The organism is Pseudomonas sp. SWRI111, assembly GCF_014268555.1.
GTDB lineage: Bacteria > Pseudomonadota > Gammaproteobacteria > Pseudomonadales > Pseudomonadaceae > Aquipseudomonas > Aquipseudomonas hamedanensis.
In genome coordinates, this window is the sequence record NZ_JABWQQ010000001.1 from 160,568 (window position 1) to 183,054 (window position 22,487).

14 protein-coding genes are annotated in these 22,487 nt (G+C 59.5%); 9 read left to right on the forward strand and 5 right to left on the reverse strand.

The genetic code is table 11. The features are described from left to right. The first annotated feature begins 199 nt into the window (after positions 1-199). The 6 genes from HU755_RS00665 to HU755_RS00690 all read left to right on the forward strand — a co-directional run bounded on the left by HU755_RS00665 (position 200) and on the right by HU755_RS00690 (position 9,728). The gene (locus HU755_RS00665) at positions 200-3,697 is read left to right on the forward strand and encodes a response regulator (protein WP_186630226.1); all 3,498 of its coding nucleotides are present in this window, start codon (positions 200-202) and stop codon (positions 3,695-3,697) included. Next, a complete protein-coding gene (locus HU755_RS00670) occupies positions 3,697-4,521 on the forward strand; it encodes a protein-glutamate O-methyltransferase CheR (RefSeq protein WP_186551427.1) in 825 nt (274 codons plus the stop codon). Before HU755_RS00665 ends, HU755_RS00670 begins: the two co-directional genes overlap by 1 nt. Next, positions 4,518-5,111 (forward strand): chemotaxis protein CheB, encoded by a 594-nt coding sequence (locus HU755_RS00675; protein WP_186551428.1) that lies wholly within the window; start codon positions 4,518-4,520, stop codon positions 5,109-5,111. Before HU755_RS00670 ends, HU755_RS00675 begins: the two co-directional genes overlap by 4 nt. Further along, on the forward strand, positions 5,105-6,319 hold the full coding sequence (locus HU755_RS00680) for a hybrid sensor histidine kinase/response regulator (protein ID WP_186551429.1): 1,215 nt from the start codon (positions 5,105-5,107) through the stop codon (positions 6,317-6,319). Before HU755_RS00675 ends, HU755_RS00680 begins: the two co-directional genes overlap by 7 nt. A gap of 44 nt (positions 6,320-6,363) precedes the next feature. After that, positions 6,364-6,741 carry a response regulator gene (locus tag HU755_RS00685; RefSeq protein ID WP_186618993.1) on the forward strand — a complete coding sequence of 126 codons (378 nt, stop codon included), beginning with the start codon at positions 6,364-6,366 and terminating at the stop codon, positions 6,739-6,741. A 98-nt stretch (positions 6,742-6,839) separates the two neighbouring features. Then, positions 6,840-9,728 (forward strand): RHS repeat-associated core domain-containing protein, encoded by a 2,889-nt coding sequence (locus HU755_RS00690; protein WP_186630227.1) that lies wholly within the window; start codon positions 6,840-6,842, stop codon positions 9,726-9,728. A 131-nt stretch (positions 9,729-9,859) separates the two neighbouring features. Here the strand turns inward: HU755_RS00690 and HU755_RS00695 are convergent, their stop codons facing one another. The 3 genes from HU755_RS00695 to HU755_RS00705 form a co-directional block, all read right to left on the reverse strand. Next, the gene (locus HU755_RS00695; RefSeq protein ID WP_186551432.1) at positions 9,860-11,530 is read right to left on the reverse strand and encodes an ATP-binding protein; all 1,671 of its coding nucleotides are present in this window, start codon (positions 11,528-11,530) and stop codon (positions 9,860-9,862) included. Continuing rightward, positions 11,527-13,029: an ATPase domain-containing protein gene (locus HU755_RS00700; RefSeq protein ID WP_186551433.1), complete on the reverse strand. Its 1,503-nt coding sequence runs from the start codon at positions 13,027-13,029 to the stop codon at positions 11,527-11,529. Before HU755_RS00700 ends, HU755_RS00695 begins: the two co-directional genes overlap by 4 nt. A 132-nt stretch (positions 13,030-13,161) precedes the next feature. Then, a complete protein-coding gene (locus HU755_RS00705; RefSeq protein WP_186618991.1) occupies positions 13,162-14,217 on the reverse strand; it encodes a tetratricopeptide repeat protein in 1,056 nt (351 codons plus the stop codon). A gap of 170 nt (positions 14,218-14,387) precedes the next feature. Between HU755_RS00705 and HU755_RS00710 the strand changes: the two genes are divergently transcribed. The 3 genes from HU755_RS00710 to HU755_RS00720 are packed head-to-tail and all read left to right on the forward strand — an operon-like array spanning position 14,388 to position 17,683. Further along, the gene (locus HU755_RS00710) at positions 14,388-16,523 is read left to right on the forward strand and encodes an FUSC family protein (protein WP_186630228.1); all 2,136 of its coding nucleotides are present in this window, start codon (positions 14,388-14,390) and stop codon (positions 16,521-16,523) included. Beyond that, complete coding sequence (locus HU755_RS00715) at positions 16,513-16,713, forward strand: DUF1656 domain-containing protein (RefSeq protein ID WP_186551436.1); 201 nt, start codon at positions 16,513-16,515, stop codon at positions 16,711-16,713. The genes HU755_RS00710 and HU755_RS00715 overlap by 11 nt, the downstream gene beginning before the upstream one ends. 4 nt (positions 16,714-16,717) lie before the next feature. Continuing rightward, entirely contained in the window at positions 16,718-17,683 is a 966-nt protein-coding gene (locus tag HU755_RS00720) for an HlyD family secretion protein (RefSeq protein ID WP_186630229.1), read from the forward strand. A gap of 203 nt (positions 17,684-17,886) precedes the next feature. On the opposite strand, the gene HU755_RS00725 is transcribed toward HU755_RS00720, so the two are convergent. After that, on the reverse strand, positions 17,887-19,308 hold the full coding sequence (locus HU755_RS00725; RefSeq protein WP_186551438.1) for an efflux transporter outer membrane subunit: 1,422 nt from the start codon (positions 19,306-19,308) through the stop codon (positions 17,887-17,889). Then, positions 19,305-22,484, reverse strand: coding sequence for an efflux RND transporter permease subunit (locus HU755_RS00730; protein ID WP_186618988.1), 3,180 nt, complete (start codon positions 22,482-22,484; stop codon positions 19,305-19,307). Before HU755_RS00730 ends, HU755_RS00725 begins: the two co-directional genes overlap by 4 nt. Positions 22,485-22,487: the final 3 nt, after the last annotated feature.

A 22,487-nucleotide genomic window follows, 5' to 3' on the forward strand; every position in this document is an offset into this window, starting at 1 on the left:
AGTAAATGGCGCATAGCCACAAGTTCCCGTTCTGATACAAAAAAAGAGCGGGGCCGTGCGCGACGACAAGGATAACTGCTGCTGCCATCACAAAGGGCAGGCGTGTAGGAAAATGCCATCAATATTGTCAGAAAAATGGATCCAGCCTGTGGTTTTGGGGCAAACTCTCGGGTTTTCAACAGTTCGACAAGGCTGCCCCATGTCCTCTCCGTCTTCGGTTGATGAACAACGGTTTCGTAAACTTCTGAGTCGCAACATCAGCCTGCCGCTGGGTGTTGGCGCGATCAGTGCGGTGTTCTTCGTGTCGCTGATTACCTATCTGCTGTCGGTGATCCAGTGGGTCGAGCACACCGACCGGGTCATCAATAACGCCAACGAGGCGGTCAAGTTGACCGTCGACCTCGAAACCGGGATGCGCGGTTACCTGCTCAGTGGCGATGAGCATTTTCTCGATCCCTACGAAACGGCCAAGCCGCGTATCGCCGTCGCGCTCAACACGCTGCTCGAATTGACGGCGGACAATCCTATTCAGACCGATCGCCTGCGTCGTCTTCAGGCGTTGCAGGTCGAGTGGGCCAACTACGCGCAGTCGATGATTGATTTGCAGCGCAGCAGCGGCGATTACCGCGGCGCGGTGAAAGCGGGGCGGGGCAAGCGCCTGACGGATGAGATTCGTAAACAGTTTGAAGACGTGATCGAAACCGAGCAGGTCCTGCGCGCCACGCGCAACGAGGATGTACGCCGCACGACGGTCTGGAGTATCAGCCTGTACCTGCTGTTCATCGCCGGGATCAGCGGCTTGCTTGCCTATATAGGCCGCCGCGATCTGGTCAACCTGTCCCAGAGTTACTCCGCCACCCTGTCGGCACAGGAGGCCAGCGCCCAACGCCTGGAGCGCCAGGCCTGGCTGCGCAATGGGCAAACGCAGTTGGCCGAGCAGGTGTTGGGGCAACTCACACTGAATCTGCTGGGCCGCAATATTCTGCAGTTCTGCGCGCAATACCTGGGAACCGCCGTCGCGGCGCTGTATGTGCGTGAAGAACACGGTGGCCTTAAGCGCGTCGCCACTTACGGCTTCTCCCGTGAGCAGGAAGACCAGGAACAGGTGATCTACAGTGGCGAAGGTATCGCCGGGCAAGTCGCCCAGCAGGCGCGGCTGATTCGTCTGGACTCGGTGCCGGCCGATTACTTCAAGGTCAGCTCGGGTCTTGGCGAAGGTCTGCCGCACAGCGTGCTGGTGGTGCCGACCAGCGACGACGATCGGGTCAACGGTGTGATTGAACTGGGCTTTCTGCGGCCATTGACCGATCGCGACATCGACCTGCTGGAACTGATCGCCGGCAACATCGGTACGTCGATCGAAGCGGCACGTTACCGCCAGCGATTGCAGGAAGTGCTCGCCGAAACCCAGCAACTCAACGAAGAGTTGCAAGTGCAGCAGGAAGAGCTGAAAACCGCCAACGAAGAGCTGGAAGAACAGTCGCGGATCCTCAAGGAATCCCAGGCGCACCTGGAGACCCAGCAGGTCGAACTGGAGCAGACCAACGAGCAGCTTGCCGAGCAGGCGCAGACCCTGGCCGAGCAACGCGATGCCATGGACTTGAAGAACAACTTGCTCAACCAGGCTCAGGTGCAGCTCGAAGAGCGCGCCGAAGAGTTGCAGCGTTCGAGCAAGTACAAGTCCGAATTCCTCGCCAACATGTCCCACGAACTGCGCACGCCGCTGAACAGTTCGCTGATTCTGGCCAAGTTGCTGGCGGAAAATCCGCACGAAAACCTCACCGCCGAACAGGTCAAGTTTGCCGAGTCCATCTATTCGGCAGGCAATGATCTGCTCAACCTGATCAACGACATTCTGGACATTTCCAAGGTTGAAGCCGGCAAGCTCGAGGTGGTTCCGGAGAACACCAGCGTCGCCCGTCTGGCCGACAGCCTGCGCAGCCTGTTCGAACCGGTGGCCGCCGACAAGCACCTGACGTTCAGTGTCGATTTGCTCCCGGGCGCGCCGTCGGTGCTGTTTACCGATCGCCAGCGTCTGGAGCAGGTGATCAAGAACCTGCTGTCCAATGCCGTGAAATTCACCGAACAAGGCGCCGTCAGTCTGACCATCAGCGGTCAGCCGAACGACAGCATTGCCTTCGTTGTGCAAGATTCGGGGATTGGCATTGCGGCCGATCAGCAGGAAAGCATTTTCGAAGCGTTCCGCCAGGCCGACGGCACCACCAATCGCAAGTACGGCGGCACCGGACTGGGGCTGTCGATTTCCCGCGATCTGGCGACTTTGCTCGGTGGTTCGATCAGCGTCTCCAGTACACCGGGGCAGGGCAGCGTCTTCACGCTGGTATTGCCGCAACACTACAGCGAGTCCAACCAGGTCGCATCGCTGCCCTCGACGTTTACCCCGCCGGCCCCGAGCGCGGCCGTCGCACCTGCGCCCACGCCCGTGGTATCGCCGCTGGCGCCAGTACACATTCCGCGCTTCGCCGACGACCGAGACAAGGCACCGTTTGCCACGCGGTGCATTCTGGTGGTGGAAGACGAGCCGAACTTTGCACACATCCTCTACGATCTGGCGCATGAACTCGGTTATCACTGCCTGGTAGCCCATGGCGCCGATGAAGGCTACGACCTGGCCCGTGAGTTCGTCCCGGACGCGATCCTCCTCGATATGCGCCTGCCGGATCACTCTGGTCTCACTGTGTTGCAACGCCTGAAGGAGCACGCTGGAACCCGACACATTCCGGTGCACGTAATCTCGGTCGAGGACCGGGTTGAGGCAGCGATGCACATGGGCGCGATCGGCTACGCGGTCAAGCCCACCACCCGTGAAGAACTGAAAGATGTGTTCGCCCGTCTCGAAGCCAAGCTGACCCAGAAGGTCAAGCGCGTGCTGCTGGTCGAGGACGATGATTTGCAGCGCGAAAGCATTGCCCGGCTGATTGGCGATGAGGACATCGAAATCACCGCTGTAGGCCTCGCCCAAGACGCGCTGGAGCTATTGCGCACCACGATCTACGACTGCATGGTGATCGACCTGAAGCTGCCGGACATGCTCGGCAACGACTTGCTCAAGCGCATGTCCACCGAAGACATCTGTTCGTTCCCGCCGGTCATCGTCTACACCGGCCGCAACCTGACCCGCGATGAAGAGGCCGAACTGCGCAAGTATTCGCGTTCGATCATCATCAAGGGCGCGCGATCGCCAGAGCGACTGCTGGACGAGGTCACACTCTTTCTGCACAAAGTCGAATCGCAGCTGTCCCATGAACGGCAGAAGATGCTCAAGACCGCACGCAGCCGCGACAAGGTCTTCGAGGGTCGCAAGGTGCTGCTGGTGGATGACGATGTCCGCAACATTTTCGCCCTGACCAGTGCGCTGGAGCACAAGGGCGCCGTGGTGGTGATCGGCCGTAACGGCCGTGAAGCCATTGAGAGACTCAACGAAGTCGAAGACATCGATCTGGTGTTGATGGACGTGATGATGCCGGAAATGGATGGGTTCGAAGCCACTGTCGAGATCCGCAAGGACCCGCGCTGGCGCAAGCTGCCGATCATTGCGGTGACGGCCAAGGCCATGAAAGACGACCAGGAACGCTGCCTGCAGGCTGGCGCGAATGACTATCTGGCCAAACCGATTGATCTCGATCGCCTGTTCTCGCTGATTCGCGTGTGGTTACCGAAGATGGAACGCATCTAGTGGAACGAAGTGAACGAAACAGCGAAATTGAACTGCGCTTGCTGATCGAGGCGATCTATCTCAAGTACAGCTACGATTTTCGCGATTACTCCGGCGCATCGATCAAGCGCCGGGTGCTGCATGCGTTAAACCAGTTCGAGTGCGCGACGATTTCAGCGTTGCAGGAGAAAGTCCTGCACGATCCGACGGCATTCATGCAGCTGCTGCAATTGCTGACGATCCCGGTCAGCGAGATGTTTCGCGATCCGTCGCACTTTCTCGCGATTCGCCAGGAAGTGGTGCCGTTGCTGCGCACCTATCCGTCGCTGAAGATCTGGATTGCCGGCTGCAGCACGGGCGAGGAGGTCTACTCGATGGCGATCCTGTTGCGCGAAGAAGGCCTGCTTGACCGCACGATCATCTACGCCACCGACATCAACCCGCGCTCGCTGGATAAAGCCAAGCAAGGGATTTTCTCGATGGAGAACGTGCGTGCCTACACTGCCAATTACCAGCAGGCCGGCGGCCAGTGTTCGTTCGCCGACTATTACACGGCGGCGTACGGTTACGCGATTTTCGACAAGAGTCTGTGCGAGAACGTGACCTTCGCCGACCACAGCCTGGCCACCGACAGTGTGTTCTCCGAAACCCAGTTGATCTCCTGCCGTAACGTGTTGATCTATTTCAACAAGAAGCTCCAGGACCGGGCGTTCGGGCTGTTCCATGAATCGCTCTCGCACCGTGGCTTTCTGGTGCTGGGCAGCAAGGAAACCCTGGATTTTTCCAGCTACGCCAACCAGTTCGAGCCGCTGGTGAAACAAGAACGGATCTACCGCAAATCATGAACGGCACCCCAAGCCTGCCTCGAATCGAGGCTGTTGTGATCGGCGCGTCGGCCGGCGGCGTTGAAGCGCTGTTGACGCTGCTTGGCCCGCTGCGCCAAGGGTTTGTGCTGCCGATCATTATCGTCCTGCACCTGCCCGAAGAACGCCGCAGTCAGCTGGCCGAAGTGTTTGCCCGACGTCTGGCCCTGCCGGTCAAAGAGGCCGAAGACAAACAGGATATCGAGGCCGGCACGGTGTATTTCGCCACCCCCGGTTATCACCTGTCGGTGGAGGAGGATCGCAGCCTGTCCTTGAGTCTCGAGGATCGCGTGAACCACTCCCGGCCTTCGATCGATTACCTGTTCGAGTCGGCCGCCGACGTTTACGGCCCGACATTGGCCGCCGTATTGCTGACCGGCGCCAACCACGACGGCGCACGTGGCCTGGCTGTCGTCAAACAGCGGGGCGGACTGACCATCGTCCAGGACCCAACAGAAGCACAAGTTGCCACCATGCCCCAGGCTGCGCTGAATGTTCACCAGCCGGATCATGTCCTAACCATTCACGGCATCGGCCGTCTGCTTGTCGAGCTGGAACGAATCGCATGCTGAGTAATATCCAAGCCAAATTGCTGATCGTCGACGATCTGCCGGAAAACCTGCTGGCCCTTGAAGCGTTGATCAAGCGTGAAGACCGCACCGTCTACAAGGCGCTGTCGGCAGATGAAGCGTTGTCGCTGCTGCTGCAACACGAATTCGCCATGGCCATCCTCGACGTACAAATGCCCGGCATGAACGGCTTTGAACTCGCCGAGTTGATGCGCGGCACCGAGAAAACCAAGAACATCCCGATCATCTTCGTCAGCGCCGCCGGCCGTGAACTGAACTATGCGTTCAAGGGCTACGAAAGCGGTGCGGTGGATTTCCTGCACAAGCCGCTGGATATCCATGCGGTGAAGAGCAAGGTCAACGTCTTTGTCGATTTGTATCGCCAGAGCAAGGCGATGAAGCAGCAGGTCGAAGCACTGGAGCAGGCGCGCCGCGAGCAGGAAGCCTTGCTCCAGCAGTTGCAGAGTACCCAGCTTGAGCTGGAGCAGGCCGTGCGTATGCGTGATGACTTCATGTCAATCGTCGCCCACGAAGTGCGCACGCCACTCAACGGGCTGATACTGGAAACCCAACTGCGCAAGATGCATCTGGCGCGCGACAACGCCTCGGCGTTCACGCTCGACAAAATGCACGCGATGGTCGACCGCGATGAACGGCAGATCAAAAGCCTGATCCGGCTGATCGAAGACATGCTCGACGTGTCGCGCATTCGCACCGGCAAGCTGTCGATCCGGCCGAGCCATTTCGATCTGGTGCAGTTGGTGAGCAATCTGCTGCAAAACTTTGCGCAACAGATCGAGGCGGCGGAAACCGAAGTGTCTTTCACCGCAGCGGAGCCGGTGGAGGGGCACTGGGATGAATTCCGGATCGAGCAGGTGGTGTCCAATCTGCTGACCAACGCCTTGCGTTACGGTGGTCGCAGTCCGATTCAGGTGCGCGTTTACCGCGTCGATGACGAGGCGCGTATCGAGGTGCAGGATCACGGCATCGGCATCAGTGCCGAGAACCAGAAGCGTATTTTTCAACAGTTCGAACGGGTCTCCGCCAAGACGGTAGTGGCCGGGCTCGGACTGGGTCTGTTCATCTCCGAGCAGATCGTCGCCGCCCATGGCGGCTCCATCGTCGTCGAGAGTGAAATCAACGAAGGCGCCCTGTTTCGCGTTTGTCTGCCCATCCAGGAAAACGGCACATCCGACGCAACCTCTGAGTGACCACACGGTCGTATCAGCAGCTATTGACCGAACAAAGGCTTCCCATGAGCGTAGATGCGCAAGATGTTGTACTCGTCGTCGAAGACGAACCGGTTATCTTGATGGTTCTGACCGATTACTTGTCAGGGCAGGGCTATCGCGTACTGCAAGCGGAAAACGGCGAGCAGGCATTCGAAATCCTCGCCAGCAAACCGCACCTGGACATGTTGATCACTGACTACCGTTTGCCGGGCGGCATCTCCGGCGTGCAGATCGCCGAACCTGCCGTGAAGTTGCGACCTGACCTCAAAGTGATTTTTATCAGCGGCTATCCGCAGGAAATCCGCGAGACCGGCAGCCCGATTACCAGCAAGGCGCCGATCCTTGAAAAACCGTTTGACCTGGACGTGCTGCAGGAAAAGATCCAGGAATTGCTGGCCTGAAAACGCGGCAAATGGCGCGATACCTGTAATTTCTGACAGTTGACACAAGCGGCTTCAGAGCTAATAAAGACCTCGTAACCACCGCGAGGTCACTGTTCATGCATCGTCACACGCCAAAGCTTGCCGTCATTGAACCTCGTGGTGCCGCGGTACGCGAGGTCTCGTACTTTCGGCGATCGGGCCTGGACGAGCTTCAAGCCTATGTCTGGCAAACGGTTCATGACCTTCCGCGCCGCGCGAGTCACACGCGTGATCCGCGGCTGTTTTTGCGCTTTCAAAGCGACGATACCTCTCCCGCCAACCAGACCAGCATCACCACTCTGTCTGGAGCATCCTTGCTATCGGTCAACGTGGATGCCGGTTGGCGTTTGACGTTGACGGGAGCGTCTGGCCAGCCTCTTGAAAGCTGGGATCAAAAGCTCAATCACCGCCGCGTGCAATACGATGCGTGGCTGCGCCCGACGTTCGTGTTCGACCGCTCGGCCGGCGAGTCCGAGCACCGAAGCGAATGCCTGTCTTACGCCGACGCCAGCCTCGAGTCTGCCCGGCATAATCGCTGCGGGCAGTTGGTCCGTCATGACGATGCGGCGGGTTCGGCGTACTTTACTGAGTTTGGCCTCAACGGTGCGCCTATCGAGCAATCTCGGCGATTCCTCAAAGAGCTGAATGAGCCGGACTGGCCTGAAGAGGCAAGTAAGCGCGACGCCCTGCTGGAAGATTGGAATGCCATCACTGGCATGGGCTATAACGCTTCAGGTGATCTGATCCGGCACGTTGATGCGCAGGGCAATCAACAATTGTTGCGACAGACCGTGGCCGGGGAATTGGCCCGGGCGTGTCTGAAACCGGTCGGCGCCAACGGATACACCACGTTAGTGGCTGATATCCGCTACAACGCGTCTGGTCAAATAGAACAGCAAACTGCCGGTAACGGGGTCGTCACTCGCAGCGTTTTCGACTCGCAGAATGGACGGCTCAATAGCCTGGCCGCGCAAGCGGCCAACGAGCCGGTGTTGCAGGATCTCGCGTATGACTATGATCCGGTGGGCAAGTTGCTAAGCATCACCGACAGCGCTCAGCCGATCCACTATTTCCGCAATCAACGAGTCGCGCCTCTCACTGCCTATGGGTACGACACGCTTGGGCAATTGATCAAAGCCTCTGGTCGGCAACGAATCCGGGCCCTGAGCGGGCCGCAGCTGCCCGAGTTCATCTCACCGGCGGATCCGCTGCAACTGGAAAATTATCAGCAGACGTTTGACTACGACAGCGCTGGTAACCTTTGTATGCTGCAGCACACCGCCGACAGTGGTTCGCGCTGCGAACGCACGGCTGTCGCGCTGACCAGCAATCGTAGTTTGCCGTACACCGTCGCAGGTGAGCGACCGGATGAGGTAGAAATCGCCAGACGTTACGACGCCAACGGCAATCTCAACCTGCTGCAAACAGGCCAGAATCTTCTTTGGGACAGGCGCAACCAGTTGCGCCAGGTCCATCAAGTGATTCGTAAAAACGGTCCCAACGATAGCGAGTGCTATTTTTATGACTGTACGGGTCAACGTCTGCGTAAAATTCGCACGGCACATACCCCTGAACTGACCCGCACCCATGAAACCCGCTATTTGCCGGGGCTGGAAATCCGCACTACACCTGAAGAAACCCTGCACATCATCACTGTTCAGGCTGGCCGCTGCACTGTGCAGGTCCTGCACTGGGAACGGGGGCGGCCCTCGCGTATCGCCGACAATCAACATCGCTACATCCTCACCGATCATCTGGGCTCCAGCAGTCTGGAGCTGGATTTCGAGGCGCATCTGATCAGTCAGGAAAGTTACTATGCCTATGGCGCCACAGCTTGGTGGGCCGGGCGTGACGAGGTCGAGGCCAGCTACCGGACGGTGCGCTATTCAAGGCAAGAGCGCGACGCCACCGGTCTTTATTATTACGGGTTTCGTTACTACATGCCGTGGCGACAGCGATGGCTGAGTGCCGACCCAGGGGGCACCCACGATGGGCTGAATCTGTACGCGATGGTCGGTGGCAACCCGGTCGGGTATGTCGATTTGCAGGGCTTGTCGCGATGGGAGACGGCAAAGGCGATGATATGGGCCGGTGGCTTTGACTTTGCAGCAAAAGTGCCTGCGGCGGCTATCGGCTATCTCATAAAGGCTGCGAATCCGGCGAGTTGGGTGTTGGCAGTTGCAGGCGGGGCTTCGGCAGCGATCAATGGGGCGATCACGGGAGCAGCATGGGTCGCTCATAATCAGAATGAAGATATCGGTCGTTTACGGCGATATGCAGAGCGTTCCGCGGGAGCCTTGGGAGGCGCAGTATTAACGGCTGCTCCTGTGGCGGTTGAGCATGTTTTCACCCCGGGATTGAATCTTGCGGCAATCGATCAGATCACGTCATTAGGGGATAACTTCGGGTTTGAATTTTTTTCTCAATTCGAAGCAAGCCGGCCGAACAATGATTGGACGGGGACGCCTCCAAGAGCCGGTATTAACGCTGAGATCGGCGCTACGGTGCTGACTAAAGGGGTTTCCAAATTAATTGATTACAACCTGTTTGGTCCTGCGCAATCCCTTTCTGTAAGCCTTGCCCAAGAGGTTTTGTACCCCGCAGCTACCAAAGGGGCGGTGGCCATGAGTATGAGTTTTTCCCGCAGTTATTTCCCGGAGGAGGCGCCATACCAGGAAAGTCGAGATCTCTCGCAGTTTTCAGTTGTAAAACAGCTCAGCAATGTGGCCGGCCGAGATTCTTTTAGCGCGGTCCCTCGACTGGCGGCGCAAGGGCTGCAGCTTGAGGGCGTGAGCGCCGTAATCAGCGACGGCGTACGAGAAACCGTGAATTACGCTGTAAACTCCGGGTTTCAGATAATGCGAAATGCTTATAAACGCGACATAAAGTCCGGCCTGCAGAAAATGGTGAAAACGAATCGCCCACCGCTTGCTGACACAAAGGTTCAAAACTATGGGGCCGTTTGAGATTACCTGGCGCTTCTTTAGATCGTTTACCAGGCTGCGCAGCAAAGGCGGTTAACTTCAAATCAGCGCGAAGCAACTGCCCTGTTGATATAAATGGCGTGACCTGCTGTTGATGGGAGCTGATCATCAGATCATCCCCGGATCATCTCCCGCACCTTGGCGGTCAGCAGGTCGAATGTGAACGGCTTGGTGATCATCTGCATCCCTGAGTCGAGGAATCCGCCGCGCACCGCCGCGTGTTCGGCGTATCCGGTAATGAACAATACCTTCAGGCCTGGTCGGTACTGGCGGCCGACCTCCGCCAGTTGCCGGCCATTCATGCCGGGCAGGCCGACATCGCTGATCAACAGGTCGATGCGCTGCGAAGAGTTCAGGATCGGCATGGCGCCGTCCGCATCACTGGCCTCGACGAAGGCATACCCCAACTCACTGAGTACAGCGCTGACCAGCACGCGTACGGCCGGATCGTCTTCGACGATGAGCACGGTTTCGCCATCCATGGCATAGGGCGCTTGCTGCGAATCCGACACAGGGAGTTCGATTTCCTCACCGCGAAAGCGCGGCAGGTACAGTTTGACGGTGGTGCCCTGATCGATCTCGCTGTCGATCGACACATGGCCGCGTGATTGTTTGCTGAAACCGTAAATCATCGACAGGCCCAACCCGGTGCCTTGGCCGATGGGTTTGGTCGTAAAGAACGGGTCGAAGGCCCGGCTGACCACACTTTGCGGCATGCCGCTGCCATTGTCGGTAACGCTGAGCATGACGTAATCACCAGGCTCCAGATTGCTGTAGGCCTCGGTGAACTCCGGATGCAGCACCTCATTGCTGGTCGCCACCACCAGTTTGCCGCCTTCGGGCATGGCATCGCGGGCGTTGATCACCAGGTTGAGCAGGGCGCTTTCCAGTTGATTGGGGTCGGCTTCGGCGACCCAGAGGTCGTCATCCAGGCGCATTTCCAGATGAATACTTTCGTTGAGACTGCGCTGCAGCAGTTCACCCATCGACAGCACCAGCGTGTTCATTTGCACGGCTTTGGGGTCGAGCGACTGGCGCCGGGAGAACGCCAGCAGGCGGTGGGTCAGGCCGGCGGCGCGGTTGGCTGAGGTCACGCCAAGGTCAATCAGGCTGTCGAGGTCTTCGGTACGGCCGCGGGCCAGACGTCGGCGCAACAGTTCCAGGCTGCCGATAATGCCCGTCAGCATGTTGTTGAAATCGTGTGCGATGCCGCCGGTGAGTTGGCCGACCGCTTCCATCTTCTGCGACTGGCGCAACGCTTCTTCGTTATGACGAAGTTGCGCGGTGCGTTCTTCGACCTGTTGCTCAAGGGTTTCCAGGGTCGATTGCAGGCGCCGTTCGCTTTCGCTCAGATCAATCAGGCGGTCGCGGGCTTCATATTGTCGTCGCCGTCCGCGCAGGGCTGCGGTAACCAGACTGACCAGTGTCGCCGGGTGGAAAGGGCGCTCAAGAAACGTCACGTTGCCGAGCAATTCGCTCAGGCCGGACGGCGGGCCTTGTTCCTGGCCGCCGTGATGGGTCAGCAGCACGATCGGCAGGTCGGACCAGGCGGGCTGCTGATCGAGGTAGAGGATCAGCCCTTCCAGCTCTGGCCCGCGCAAGGCTTCCGCAGCGATCAGCAGCAGCCCGGCGCCGAATTCGAGCTCGGCGCACAGGGCACCGAGACTCGCCGTGATCTGACCCTCGTAACCTGCTTCGTTGAGGATCTTCAGCGCGATCTGACTGTCGCGACCCAAGGGCGCCAGAATCAGGACCCGTTCGGCCAGCGGCGTGTTGACCGTCACAAGCTTTCATCCTCGAGCAATGGATTGCTCGCTCCCATGTAAGTCGGCACGCCACGCAGTACGCCCTGAAAGGACTCCAGCGGTTGCCCGATGGTCATGCCGCGCGCGGAAATCCGGTATTCACGAATGGTCGACTCATGGTTGCCGGTGCGTTTTTTGATGATCGAGATGGCCCGGCGGACTTTGCCCAGAGCTTCGAAGTAGCGCAACAGAATCACCGTGTCGGCCAGGTAAGTGATATCGACCGGCGCCTGCATGTCGCCGACGAGGCCATGCTGGGCAACGGTCATGAAGGTCGCCGCGCCTTTACGGTTCAGGTACAGCAACAATTCGTGCATGTGCAGCACCAGCGCGTTTTCTTCCGGCATTGCCGCTTGATAGCCGTTGATGCTGTCGATGACCACGGTCTTGATGTCGCGCTCATCGACACAGCGTCGAACGCGGTATGACAATTCGCCTGGCGACAATTCGGCGGCGTCGACTTGTTCGATCAGCAAATTGCCGGTCGCCTGCAAGGCTTTGAGGTCGATGCCGATATGACGCATGCGTTCGAACAGCAGGCCCAGCTCTTCGTCGAAAATGAACAGCGCGGCCTTCTCGCCGCGGGCCACGGCGGCGGCCGCGAAAATCATCGAGATCAGCGATTTGCCGGTACCGGCCGGACCCAGGATCAGGGTGCTTGAACCGGTTTCGATACCGCCACCGAGCAGCGCGTCGAGTTCCTTGATGCCGCTCGATAATTGCAGTCGCGCATAGTCGCCGCGATGCTCGGCGGCGACCAGGCGCGGAAACACGTGCACGCCGTCGCCCATGATGGTGAAGTCGTGAAAGCCGCCACGGTATTTCTGCCCGCGATACTTGACCACGCGCACCCGGCGGCGCTCCGCGCCGTAGCTCGGCGTCAGCTCTTCAAGGCGAATCACGCCATGGGCCACGCTGTGCACGGTTTTGTCGAGGGATTCGGTGGTCAGGTCATCAAGCAACAGGACGGTCGCGTCATAGCGCACGAAGTAGTGCTTGATTGCGAGGATTTGTCGGCGATAACGCAACGAGCTCTGCGCCAACAGACGGATCTCCGAGAGGCTGTCGAGGACGACGCGCGTCGGTTTGAAGCGTTCGACCACCTCGAAAATCTGCCGGGTTGCCTCGCCCAGTTCAAGGTCCGAGGAGTACAGCAGGCTTTGCTGGTGCTCGGCGTTGAGCAGGCTTTCCGGCGGCGTCAGCTCGAATATTTCGATTTTTTCGTTCAGCTCCCAACCATGGGAGAGTGCGCCCTGGCGCAGTTCCTTCTCGGTTTCCGAGAGCGTGATGTACAGGCAGCGTTCGCCTGCCAGCGCGCCGGCGCGAAGGAAATGCAAGGCCACCGTGGTTTTACCCGTACCGGGTTCACCCTCGAGCAGGAATACGTGGCCACGAGACAGTCCACCGGCCAGAATGTCATCGAGACCTTCAACGCCGATGGCGGCTTTCGCACTGATCAACTCGTTTGATGTAGTCAAAAAACGCCCTCTTATGACTAGGGAATCAGGCGACTGGCTTAAGTGAGCCGCCTGAGTTACTTGACCTCATGGCGTGTTCACGGTTCCGCTTTTTCTTTCGATAGATGGCAGATTGCGCTCACTGAGCCTTGATCAGAGGCCTTGCTGCAGGGCCGGGTCGTCCGGGTTCAACTGCTCAAGTTGCGCCAACAGAATCTGCACGTTTTGCAGCTGGCCGCTTTCTTTCCAGTAGTTGATCAAAAGGACCCGCGCCTTGCGGTCGGCGGGGTGGCGCTGGACGATTTCCTGCAATTGTTTCTGCGCCGCTTCCAGCTCTTCTGCGCTGTGCAGGGTGGTCGCCAGGTCGTAGCGGTAATCTTTGTTGTCCGGTTCCAGCTCGACTGCCTTGGACAGGCCGAGCAGGGCGTATTCACGCTGGCCATGGTGCAACAGCCACAGGCCGAGGGCGTGTTGCAGATAGGCCGAATCGGGTTGCGCCTTGAGTTGTTGGGCGAGCAATTGACGCGCGGCATCGCTCTGGCCCTGACGGTCGAGCACGTCGATCTGCATCACCAGCGCCGGCAGATTGCCGGGTTCCAGCCGCAGCGTATTGTCCAGGGCCTGTCGGGCCTGCTTGTATTCAGCGTTATGAATGTAAAGACGCGCCAGTTGCGCCTGATTGGCAGCGCTTTCCGGCTGTCCTTCAAGCGCCTGTTGCCAGCCATCGATCGCTTGCTGCAACGGGGCGAAGTACAGCCCCAGCTCGTCAGGCGTCAGACCGAGCAGGGCATTGATGGCGGCGAAGCGGACCGTCTGATCCTCATCGTCCAGCAACGGTCCGAGCAGCAGACTGCGTTGCCCGCCGGGCACCAGACCGACGACACTTTTAATCGCAGCCACGCGCACTTGTGGCGCTTCGTGGTGTAAGTCCGCGTCGGCCAGTTTCAAGGCCTGTGGACTCGGATAATTAGGTAATTCACCATGTAGCCAGACCCGACGCTTGACCGAGATGTCCGGCCGGCCCATTTGCTGGTACAGCTGACGCGCCGCGCCGGGTTCGCCGGTTCGGGCTGCGTTCAACGCTTCGCTGTAGCCATGTTTGATAGCGTCGGGGAGGGTCGGTGTGGCGCTGCGCAAAGACAGCCAGACGACACCGAGGACCAGTACGAGGCCAAGGCCGATCAGCAGGTTGCGGCGGGACTGAGTCATGCGGGTTTCCGAAAGCTTCGAACTTGAGCAGAGCGGCAAGCTTCGGTCAGCTTGGCGCGTGAGTCAAACCCTTGCCAGCGAATCGTCCTACGCGTCGTGTCGACTGTGAAATCCGTCAGGCTTTTGAAGCAGTGTCTACGCTTGCAAAAGTCGTTTTAAAGAGTGTGCCCATGCCAGCGCTGTTTGCTTACTTCAAGGCTTTGATCCATCCCGGCCAGGCTGTTTTGCTGTTTGCCCTGCGCACCATCGCCGCCGGGCTGTTGACCCTTTATCTGGCGTTTGTGTTCGATCTCGAGCAACCCAAGTGGTCGATCATGGCCGTGGTCATTGTCAGTCAGCCACTGGCGGGAATGGCGTTGGCGCGCAGCTTTGGCCAAGTGATTGGCACCACTGTCGGCGCGGCGGTGGCAGTGCTGATCATGGCGATTTTCCCTCAGGCGCCGTTGCCGTTCATTACCACGCTGGCCCTGTGGCTGGCGCTGTGCACGGCGGGCGGCACCTTGCTGCGCTACACCAGCTCCCAGGCGTTCGTGCTCAGCGGATACACCGCTGTGGTCGTGGCCTTGCTGGCGATTCCGGATCAGGACGGTACGTTTCTGCTCGCCGTCACTCGCGTCACTGAAACCCTGCTGGCGGTCGCTTGCGTTTGCGTGGTCAGCCTGTTGACGGCCCGGCCGGAAGCCGTCGCCAAGGGTTATTTTTCCAAGGTCGATCAGGTGATCAAACTGGCCGCCAGCCACGCCGCCGAGGTTCTTCGCACGGAAGAAAGCGAAGCCGATTTCCAGCGTCGGCAAATGCAGCTGCTCGGTGAAATCAGTGCGCTGGAAGGGTTGCGGCGCCATTTGTATTTCGATGCGCCACGGTTGCGCAGCGCCGATAACCTGGTATTGCTGCTGGGTAACCAACTGATGTTGCTGACCTCGCGACTTACCGCGCTGCGTCATCAACGCGAACTGCTCATAGAGCGCTGGGAGGGCGATTTGCCGCCGCAGGTTCAGCAACTGCGGGCCGAGGAGCTGACGTTACTGGATCAGTTGGCGCAACAGGGCCGTGCACTCCCTGGCGAGGACCGGCAGCGCTTCGTCACCTTGCAGCAACAGTTCGAAGCGCTGGCGTACAAAGCCGAGCAACAGACCGAGAACATGAGCGCGACCCTGCGCTCACTGGCCTGGGCCTTGCGCTGGGAGCAGGCGCGACTGCTGCAGCAACTGGAGCAGATTCTTGAGCTGAGCGACGCCATTCAGCAAGGGCGACCGGCCAGTTGCCTGTATCGGGGCCAGTCAAGTCCGCTGCATCTGGATTTCACCCTGGCCTCGATGAACGCCATTCGAGCCTTTACTGCGCTTCTGGTCGCCGGGCTGATCTGGATCGAAACGGCATGGGACGGCGCGCGGGGCGGGATGATTCTGGTGGGGATTCTCTGCTCGCTGATGGCGACCTTTCCACGTCCGCTAATGGCTGCGCAAAGCTATGCCAGAGGGTTGGGACTGGCGCTGGTGGTGTCGGCGATCTATCAATTCATGCTGGTGCCGGCGATCAGTGATTTCGAATTGCTGGCCTTGCTGCTGGTGCCGCTGCTGTATGCCATTGCCGTCGGTATTGCCAGTCCGGCGACTGCAGGGATCGGCATGGGCCTTGGCCTGTCGAGTTTCCTTATGATCGGGCCACAGAACTTCGGCACCGGACAGAACACAGCGATTCAATGGTTCGAATTCGCCGGTGCCTACGTCAGTGCAGCCATGCTGGCGCTGATCGTCTATGCGCTGATCTTTCCGTTTCGCCCAGGCTTGCGAATTCGTCGGTTGTACGGCGAAGCGCGCGAGCAGGTATATCAACTGAGCAAAATGCCGGCGACCGATGAACAACAATTCGCCTTCGAGAGTCGGATGACCGACCGACTGACCAGCATGCTCGGCCTGTTGCCAGCGGCAAATGAGCGCGCCATGCAGCGATTGTATGAAATCAGTCTGGCTTGTGTAGCGTTGGGCGTAGCCATGCATCAGTTGCGTCAGCAGGCACAGAGCAACGCCTTGTTGACCGAGGCATTCACTCAGCGCCTGGCGTCGGCGTTACGCAAGACCGGTCGTTTCGTCGCCGGGCGTCAGGATGTACAACTCGCAGGGTTGCTGGCCATGCTGCACGAACTGGGCGATGAACTGGATGATTTGCATGCCACCAGTCATGAGCATTTATGGTCGGTGTTCCGCATGCGCGTGGCGCTACTGATCGTTGTGTCGTTCCTTGAACGCCACGGCGAGTATTTGCAACCTGAAGCTCTGGATGGAGAACCGCAACTTGCCCATTGATTTCGAGATTGGCGGCGTCTATCTGCCGCCGATTGCCCAGGCGCTGTTACTGGCAATTCCCATCTTCATGTTGCTGGACGGGTGTTTGCGGCGTCTGGGCGTGCTGCGTCTGGTCTGGCATGAGGCGCTGTTCGAGGGCGCGCTGTATGCCTGCGTCTGTGCCACGCTGATTTTGTTGATGGGAGCCTGATGCCTTGAAAGCGCTAGTTGCACGAATGACGACCGTGGCGGTGGTGATCCTGGCGATCGTCCTTGGCTGGTTCGCCTGGGAGTATTACACCCGCGCGCCCTGGACCCGGGATGCCCGGGTGAGGGCAGATGTGGTGACGCTGTCGGCCGATGTCTCCGGACGTATCGTCAAGCTGGCGGTGCAGGACAATCAGCATGTCGACAAGGGCCAGTTGCTGCTGGAGATCGATCCGGCGCGTTATCAATTGGCCGTCGAACATGCCCGGCGTTCGGTCGAGGTATCCAAGGCTTCGCTGGGGCAATCGCAAGCGGCGATTGTTGCCAGTGAAGCGTTGCTCAAACAACGCCAAAGCGAGGAGCGCCGGCGACGCACGCTGAAACAGGGCTTCGCCATTTCCGGCGAGGAATGGGAGAAATCGAGCACTGACGTGGCTGTCGCTCAGGCTGACCTGTTGCGCAATCAGGCCAACCTCGGGCTGGCCGAGGCCAATGTGCAGTTGGCGATTGCCGCCCTGACCCAGGCCGAACTCGATTTGCAGCGTACCCGCGTCGAGTCGCCGGTCAGCGGTTACGTGACCAACCTGCTGACCCGTCAAGGCGATTACGCGCAGGCAGGCGGCGCACTGCTGGCACTGGTCGACAGCGATTCGTTCTATGTCAGCGGTTACTTCGAAGAAACCAAGCTGCCGCGAATCGAGGAGGGCGACCGGGTGCGCATTCAGTTGATGAGCGGAGAACGTTTTGGCGGAACGGTCGAAAGCATTGCTTTTGCCATCGCCGACCGCGAAAACGCCCCCGGCAGCCGGCTGCTGGCCAATATCAACCCGAGCTACACCTGGGTGAAACTGGCGCAACGAGTGCCGGTGCGCATTGGCATTGATGGTGATTTCGCCGGCAAGAATCGCTTGCGCGCCGGTACAACCGCGACCGTCACCGTCCTGGAAGATCACAACTCTCAAGACCAGCCCTGATCCACTGTGGGAGCGAGCCTGCTCGCGAAGGCGGAGTGTCAGCCACCGCTGATTTGCCTGACAGGGTGCTTTCGCGAGCAGGCTCGCTCCCACAAGGGACCTCATTGACCGAAAAAAATCATAAAAAAACCCCGCGACCGAATGATACGCGGGGCAAAAGAATTGGTTGGTTGCGGCCAACCAAAGGAGCTCTTTAACAATCTTTACTTGCTGGCGACGGTCTCCGGTTGCCAGCCACCGCCGAGGGCTTTGTAGATCGCGACGATGCCGCGATATAGATCGACTTCAGCCTGGGCCTGGCTGTCTTCGGCGTTCAGGCGCTCACGCTGGGCGTCGAGCAACACAAGGAAGTCGGTGGTGCCTTCGCGATAGCGGATCTCGGCGAGATCGGCAGCCTTGCGGCTTGATTCGCTCTGACGGATCAGCGAAATCAGGCGTTGCTGGCGTTTGCCGTAATCGCTGAACGCGTTTTCCGACTCTTCCAGGGCCAGCAAAACCTGTTGCTCATAGGTCGCCAGCGCACCTTCGGCTTCTGCATCGGCACCGCGCAAACGGGCGCGCACGCTGCCCAGATCAAACGCTGCCCAAGTGATGCTCGGGCCGAGCGCCCAGGCATTGGCGGCTGAGGAGCCGATTTGCGAACCACGCCCGGCGGTCCAGCCAAGGAAGCCGCTGAGGCTCACCCGTGGGAACAGATCGGCTTTAGCCACACCGATGCGCGCCGTGGCCGATGCCAATTGGCGTTCGGCGCTGAGGATGTCCGGACGACGTTGCAGCAGCTCGCCCGGATCGCCGATCGGCAAGGCCTTGGCAATGGCCGGCAGGTCTTTCGGGCTCAAATCGACAGTCAGCTTGTCCGGACGCTCACCGAGCAGGGTGGCGATACGGTTTTTCTGCCGAACCTGCTCCGCTTGCAACTGCGGGATGGTCGCTTCGACATTGGCCAGGCGCGCATCGGCCCGCTCGACGTCCAACTGATCGCCGACGCCGGCATCACGCAGGCTGATGGTGATCTTGCGCGACTCCTGTTGGTTGTTCAGGTTGGCCACGGCGATCTTCTCGCGCAACTGGGCGCCGCGCAGTTGACCGTAAGCATCGACCAGTTCGGCAATCATGGTGACCTGCAACTGGTACAGATCGGCTTCAGCCGCTTGCTGGTCGGCATCGCTGGCTTCCAGATTGCGCTGGATGCGCCCGAACAGGTCGAGCTCCCAAGCCATGTCCAGACCCAGGTCATAGCGTTCGCTATTGACCCGGTCGGTGGTCTGGCCGGGAATCTGACCCTTGCCCAGGTCACTGCTGGCGCGGCTGGTGATGGTCGGCATCGCGTCGTTGCTGGCGTCGTCGCGGATCGCCCGGGCGGCTTTCCAACGGGCGAACGCCACGCGCAGTTCACGGTTGCCTTGTAGCGATTGCGTCACCAACTGGTTGAGTGTCGGATCGTCGAATTGCTGCCACCAGATGCCTTCGAATTTCGACCGGTCGAAGTTCTTCTGGCCGGCGGCGCCATCGGTGGCGGCCGTGATATTGGCCGCCTCTGTGGCTGGGGTCTTGTAGTCGGGGCCGACGGCGCAGGCGCTGAGGGCCAGCACCAGCAGGGTCGGCAGGAAGACTTTCAGACTCATTGTTGCGCCTCCAGTTTCAGCGCCTTGGCCGCCTTGCGGGCCTCGCTGCGTTCAACGAAGTTACGGATCAGCACGTAGAACACGGGGGTCAGCAACAGACCGAAGAAGGTCACGCCAAGCATCCCGGAGAACACGGCTACACCCATGGCATGACGCATTTCGGCACCGGCACCGCTGGAGAACACCAGTGGCACTACACCCATGATGAACGCGAAGGAAGTCATCAGAATCGGCCGCAGACGCAAGCGGCAGGCTTCCAGAACCGCGGCGAGAGGGTCGAGGCCTTCTTCCTGTTTGTCCTTGGCGAACTCGACAATCAGAATCGCGTTCTTACAGGCCAGTCCCACCAATACGATCAAGCCGATCTGGGTGAAGATGTTGTTGTCACCGCCCGAGATGATCACACCGGTGATGGCCGACAGCAGGGTCATCGGTACGATCAGGATCACCGCCAGTGGCAGGCTCCAGCTTTCGTACTGCGCAGCGAGTACCAGGAACGCCAGCAATACGCAGAGCGGGAACACGAACAGTGCGGTGTTACCGGACAGAATCTGCTGATAGGTCAGGTCGGTCCACTCGTAGGTCATGCCGTTCGGCAACTCGTCCTTCAGCAGTTTTTCGATGGCTTTTTCGGCCTGGCCGGAGCTGTAGCCGGGGGCGGCGGCACCGTTGATTTCAGCGGTAATGAAGCCGTTGTAATGCATCACGCGATCCGGCCCCGAGGTGTCGCTGACCTTGATGAAGGTCGCCAGCGGGATCATTTCGCCTTTGTTGTTGCGTACTTTCAGTTGACCGATCTGATCGGATTCGAGGCGGAACTGCTGCTCGGCCTGAACGTTGACCTGATAGGTGCGCCCGAAGCGGTTGAAGTCGTTGGCATACAGCGAACCCAGGTAGATCTGCAGGGTGTCGAAGATGTCGCTGACGGCCACGCCGTGGGTCTTGGCTTTTTCACGGTCGATGGCGGCATCGACCTGCGGCACGTTCACGGTGTAGCTGGTGAACAGGCCGGCCAGTTCTGGCACGTTATGACTCTTGTTGATGATGTTCATGGTTTCCTTGTACAGCTCGTCGTAGCCGAGGTTGCCCCGGTCTTCGATTTGCAGGCGGAAACCGCCAATGGTGCCCAGGCCTTGTACCGGCGGTGGCGGGAAGATCGCCATGTACGCTTCCTGAATGTTGGCGTACTGGCCGTTCAAGGCACCGGCAATCGCCCCGGCGGACATGCTCGGGTCTTTACGCTCGTCGAACGGTTTCAGGGTGACGAACACGATGCCGGCGTTCGGGCTGTTGGTGAAGCCGTTGATCGACAGGCCCGGGAAGGCAACGGCGCTTTCCACGCCTGGCTGTTTCAGGGCCAGGTCGGACATGCGTTTGATCACGTCTTCGGTGCGATCCAGGCTGGCAGCGTCCGGCAGTTGGGCGAAGGCCACCAGGTATTGCTTGTCCTGGCCGGGCACGAAACCGGTCGGCGTGCTGGAGAAACCGAAGAACGTCAGCACCATCAGGCCGGCATAGAGGAACAGCGCGATGCCACTGCCGCGGATTACCCGGCGCACGGTACCGACATAGCCATGGCTGGCGCGATCGAAGAAGCGGTTGAACGGGCGGAACAGCCAGCCACCGAAGAGCTTGTCGAGCACCCGGGAGAAGCGGTCTTTCGGCGCGTCATGGGCTTTGAGCAGTACCGCAGCCAATGCCGGCGACAGGGTCAGCGAGTTGAACGCCGAAATCACGGTCGAGATGGCAATGGTCAAAGCGAACTGCTTATAGAACTGTCCGGTGAGACCAGAGATGAACGCTGCGGGAATAAACACCGCACACAGCACCAGTGCCGTCGCGATGATCGGCCCCGTCACCTCACGCATGGCGCGTTTGGTGGCCTCGACCGGGGTCAGTCCCAGTTCGATGTTGCGTTCGACGTTTTCCACCACGACGATGGCGTCGTCAACCACGATACCGATGGCCAACACCAGGCCGAACAGCGACAGAGCGTTGAGCGAAAAACCGAACAGGTGCATGACCGCAAACGTACCGATCAACGATACCGGCACCGCCACCAATGGAATGATCGAGGCGCGCCAGGTCTGCAGGAACAGGATGACCACCAGCACCACGAGGATCAGCGCTTCGAAGAGGGTGTGAACCACCGCTTCGATCGAGCCGCGCACGAAAATCGTCGGGTCATAGACGATGCTGTAGTCCATGCCCTGCGGGAAGCCTTTCTTCAGCTCGTCCATCTTCGCGCGCACTTCGTTCGAAATGTCGATGGCGTTGGAGCCAGGGCGCTGGAAGATCGGGATCGCAACCGCAGGCTGGTTGTTCAGCAGTGAACGCAGGGCGTATTGGCTGGAGCCCAGTTCTACGCGAGCAATGTCCTTGAGGCGGGTGATTTCACCATCGTCGCCTGCACGAATGACGATGTTTTCGAACTCTTCTTCAGTGACCAGGCGGCCCTGAGTGTTGATCGACAGCTGAAAACTTTGCGCCGTCGGGGCAGGGGGCGCGCCCAACTGGCCGGCGGCGACTTGACGGTTCTGCTCACGAATGGCCGTCACGACATCGGTTGCGGTCAGGTTGCGCGAAGCGGTCTTGTTCGGATCGAGCCAGACCCGCAGCGAATAGTCGCCCATACCAAACAACTGCACATCACCGACACCGCCCAGACGGGCGAGCTCGTCCTTGATGTTGAGGATCGCGTAGTTGGACAGATAGAGCATGTCGTAGCGCTTGTCCGGTGAGGTCAAGTGCACAACCATGGTCAGGTCGGGCGAAGCCTTGTCGACGGTGATACCGATGCGCGTCACTTCTTCGGGAAGTTTCGGCTCGGTACGGGTCACGCGGTTCTGCACCTGCACCTGCGCGTTATCCAGGTCGGTGCCCAGCGCGAAGGTGATGGTCAGGGTGATCTTGCCGTCAGCGGTCGATTGCGAGGACATGTACAGCATGTTCTCGACACCGGTGATGGCCTGCTCCAGCGGAGCCGCCACGGTTTCACCGATGACTTTCGGGTTGGCGCCCGGGAAGTTGGCGCGGACCACCACGGTCGGCGGCACGACTTCGGGGTATTCGCTGATCGGCAACTGGAACAGCGAGATCGCACCGGCAATCAGGATCAGCAGCGACAGCACCGCTGCGAAGATCGGCCGGAATATGAAGAACTGGGAAAAATTCATCGG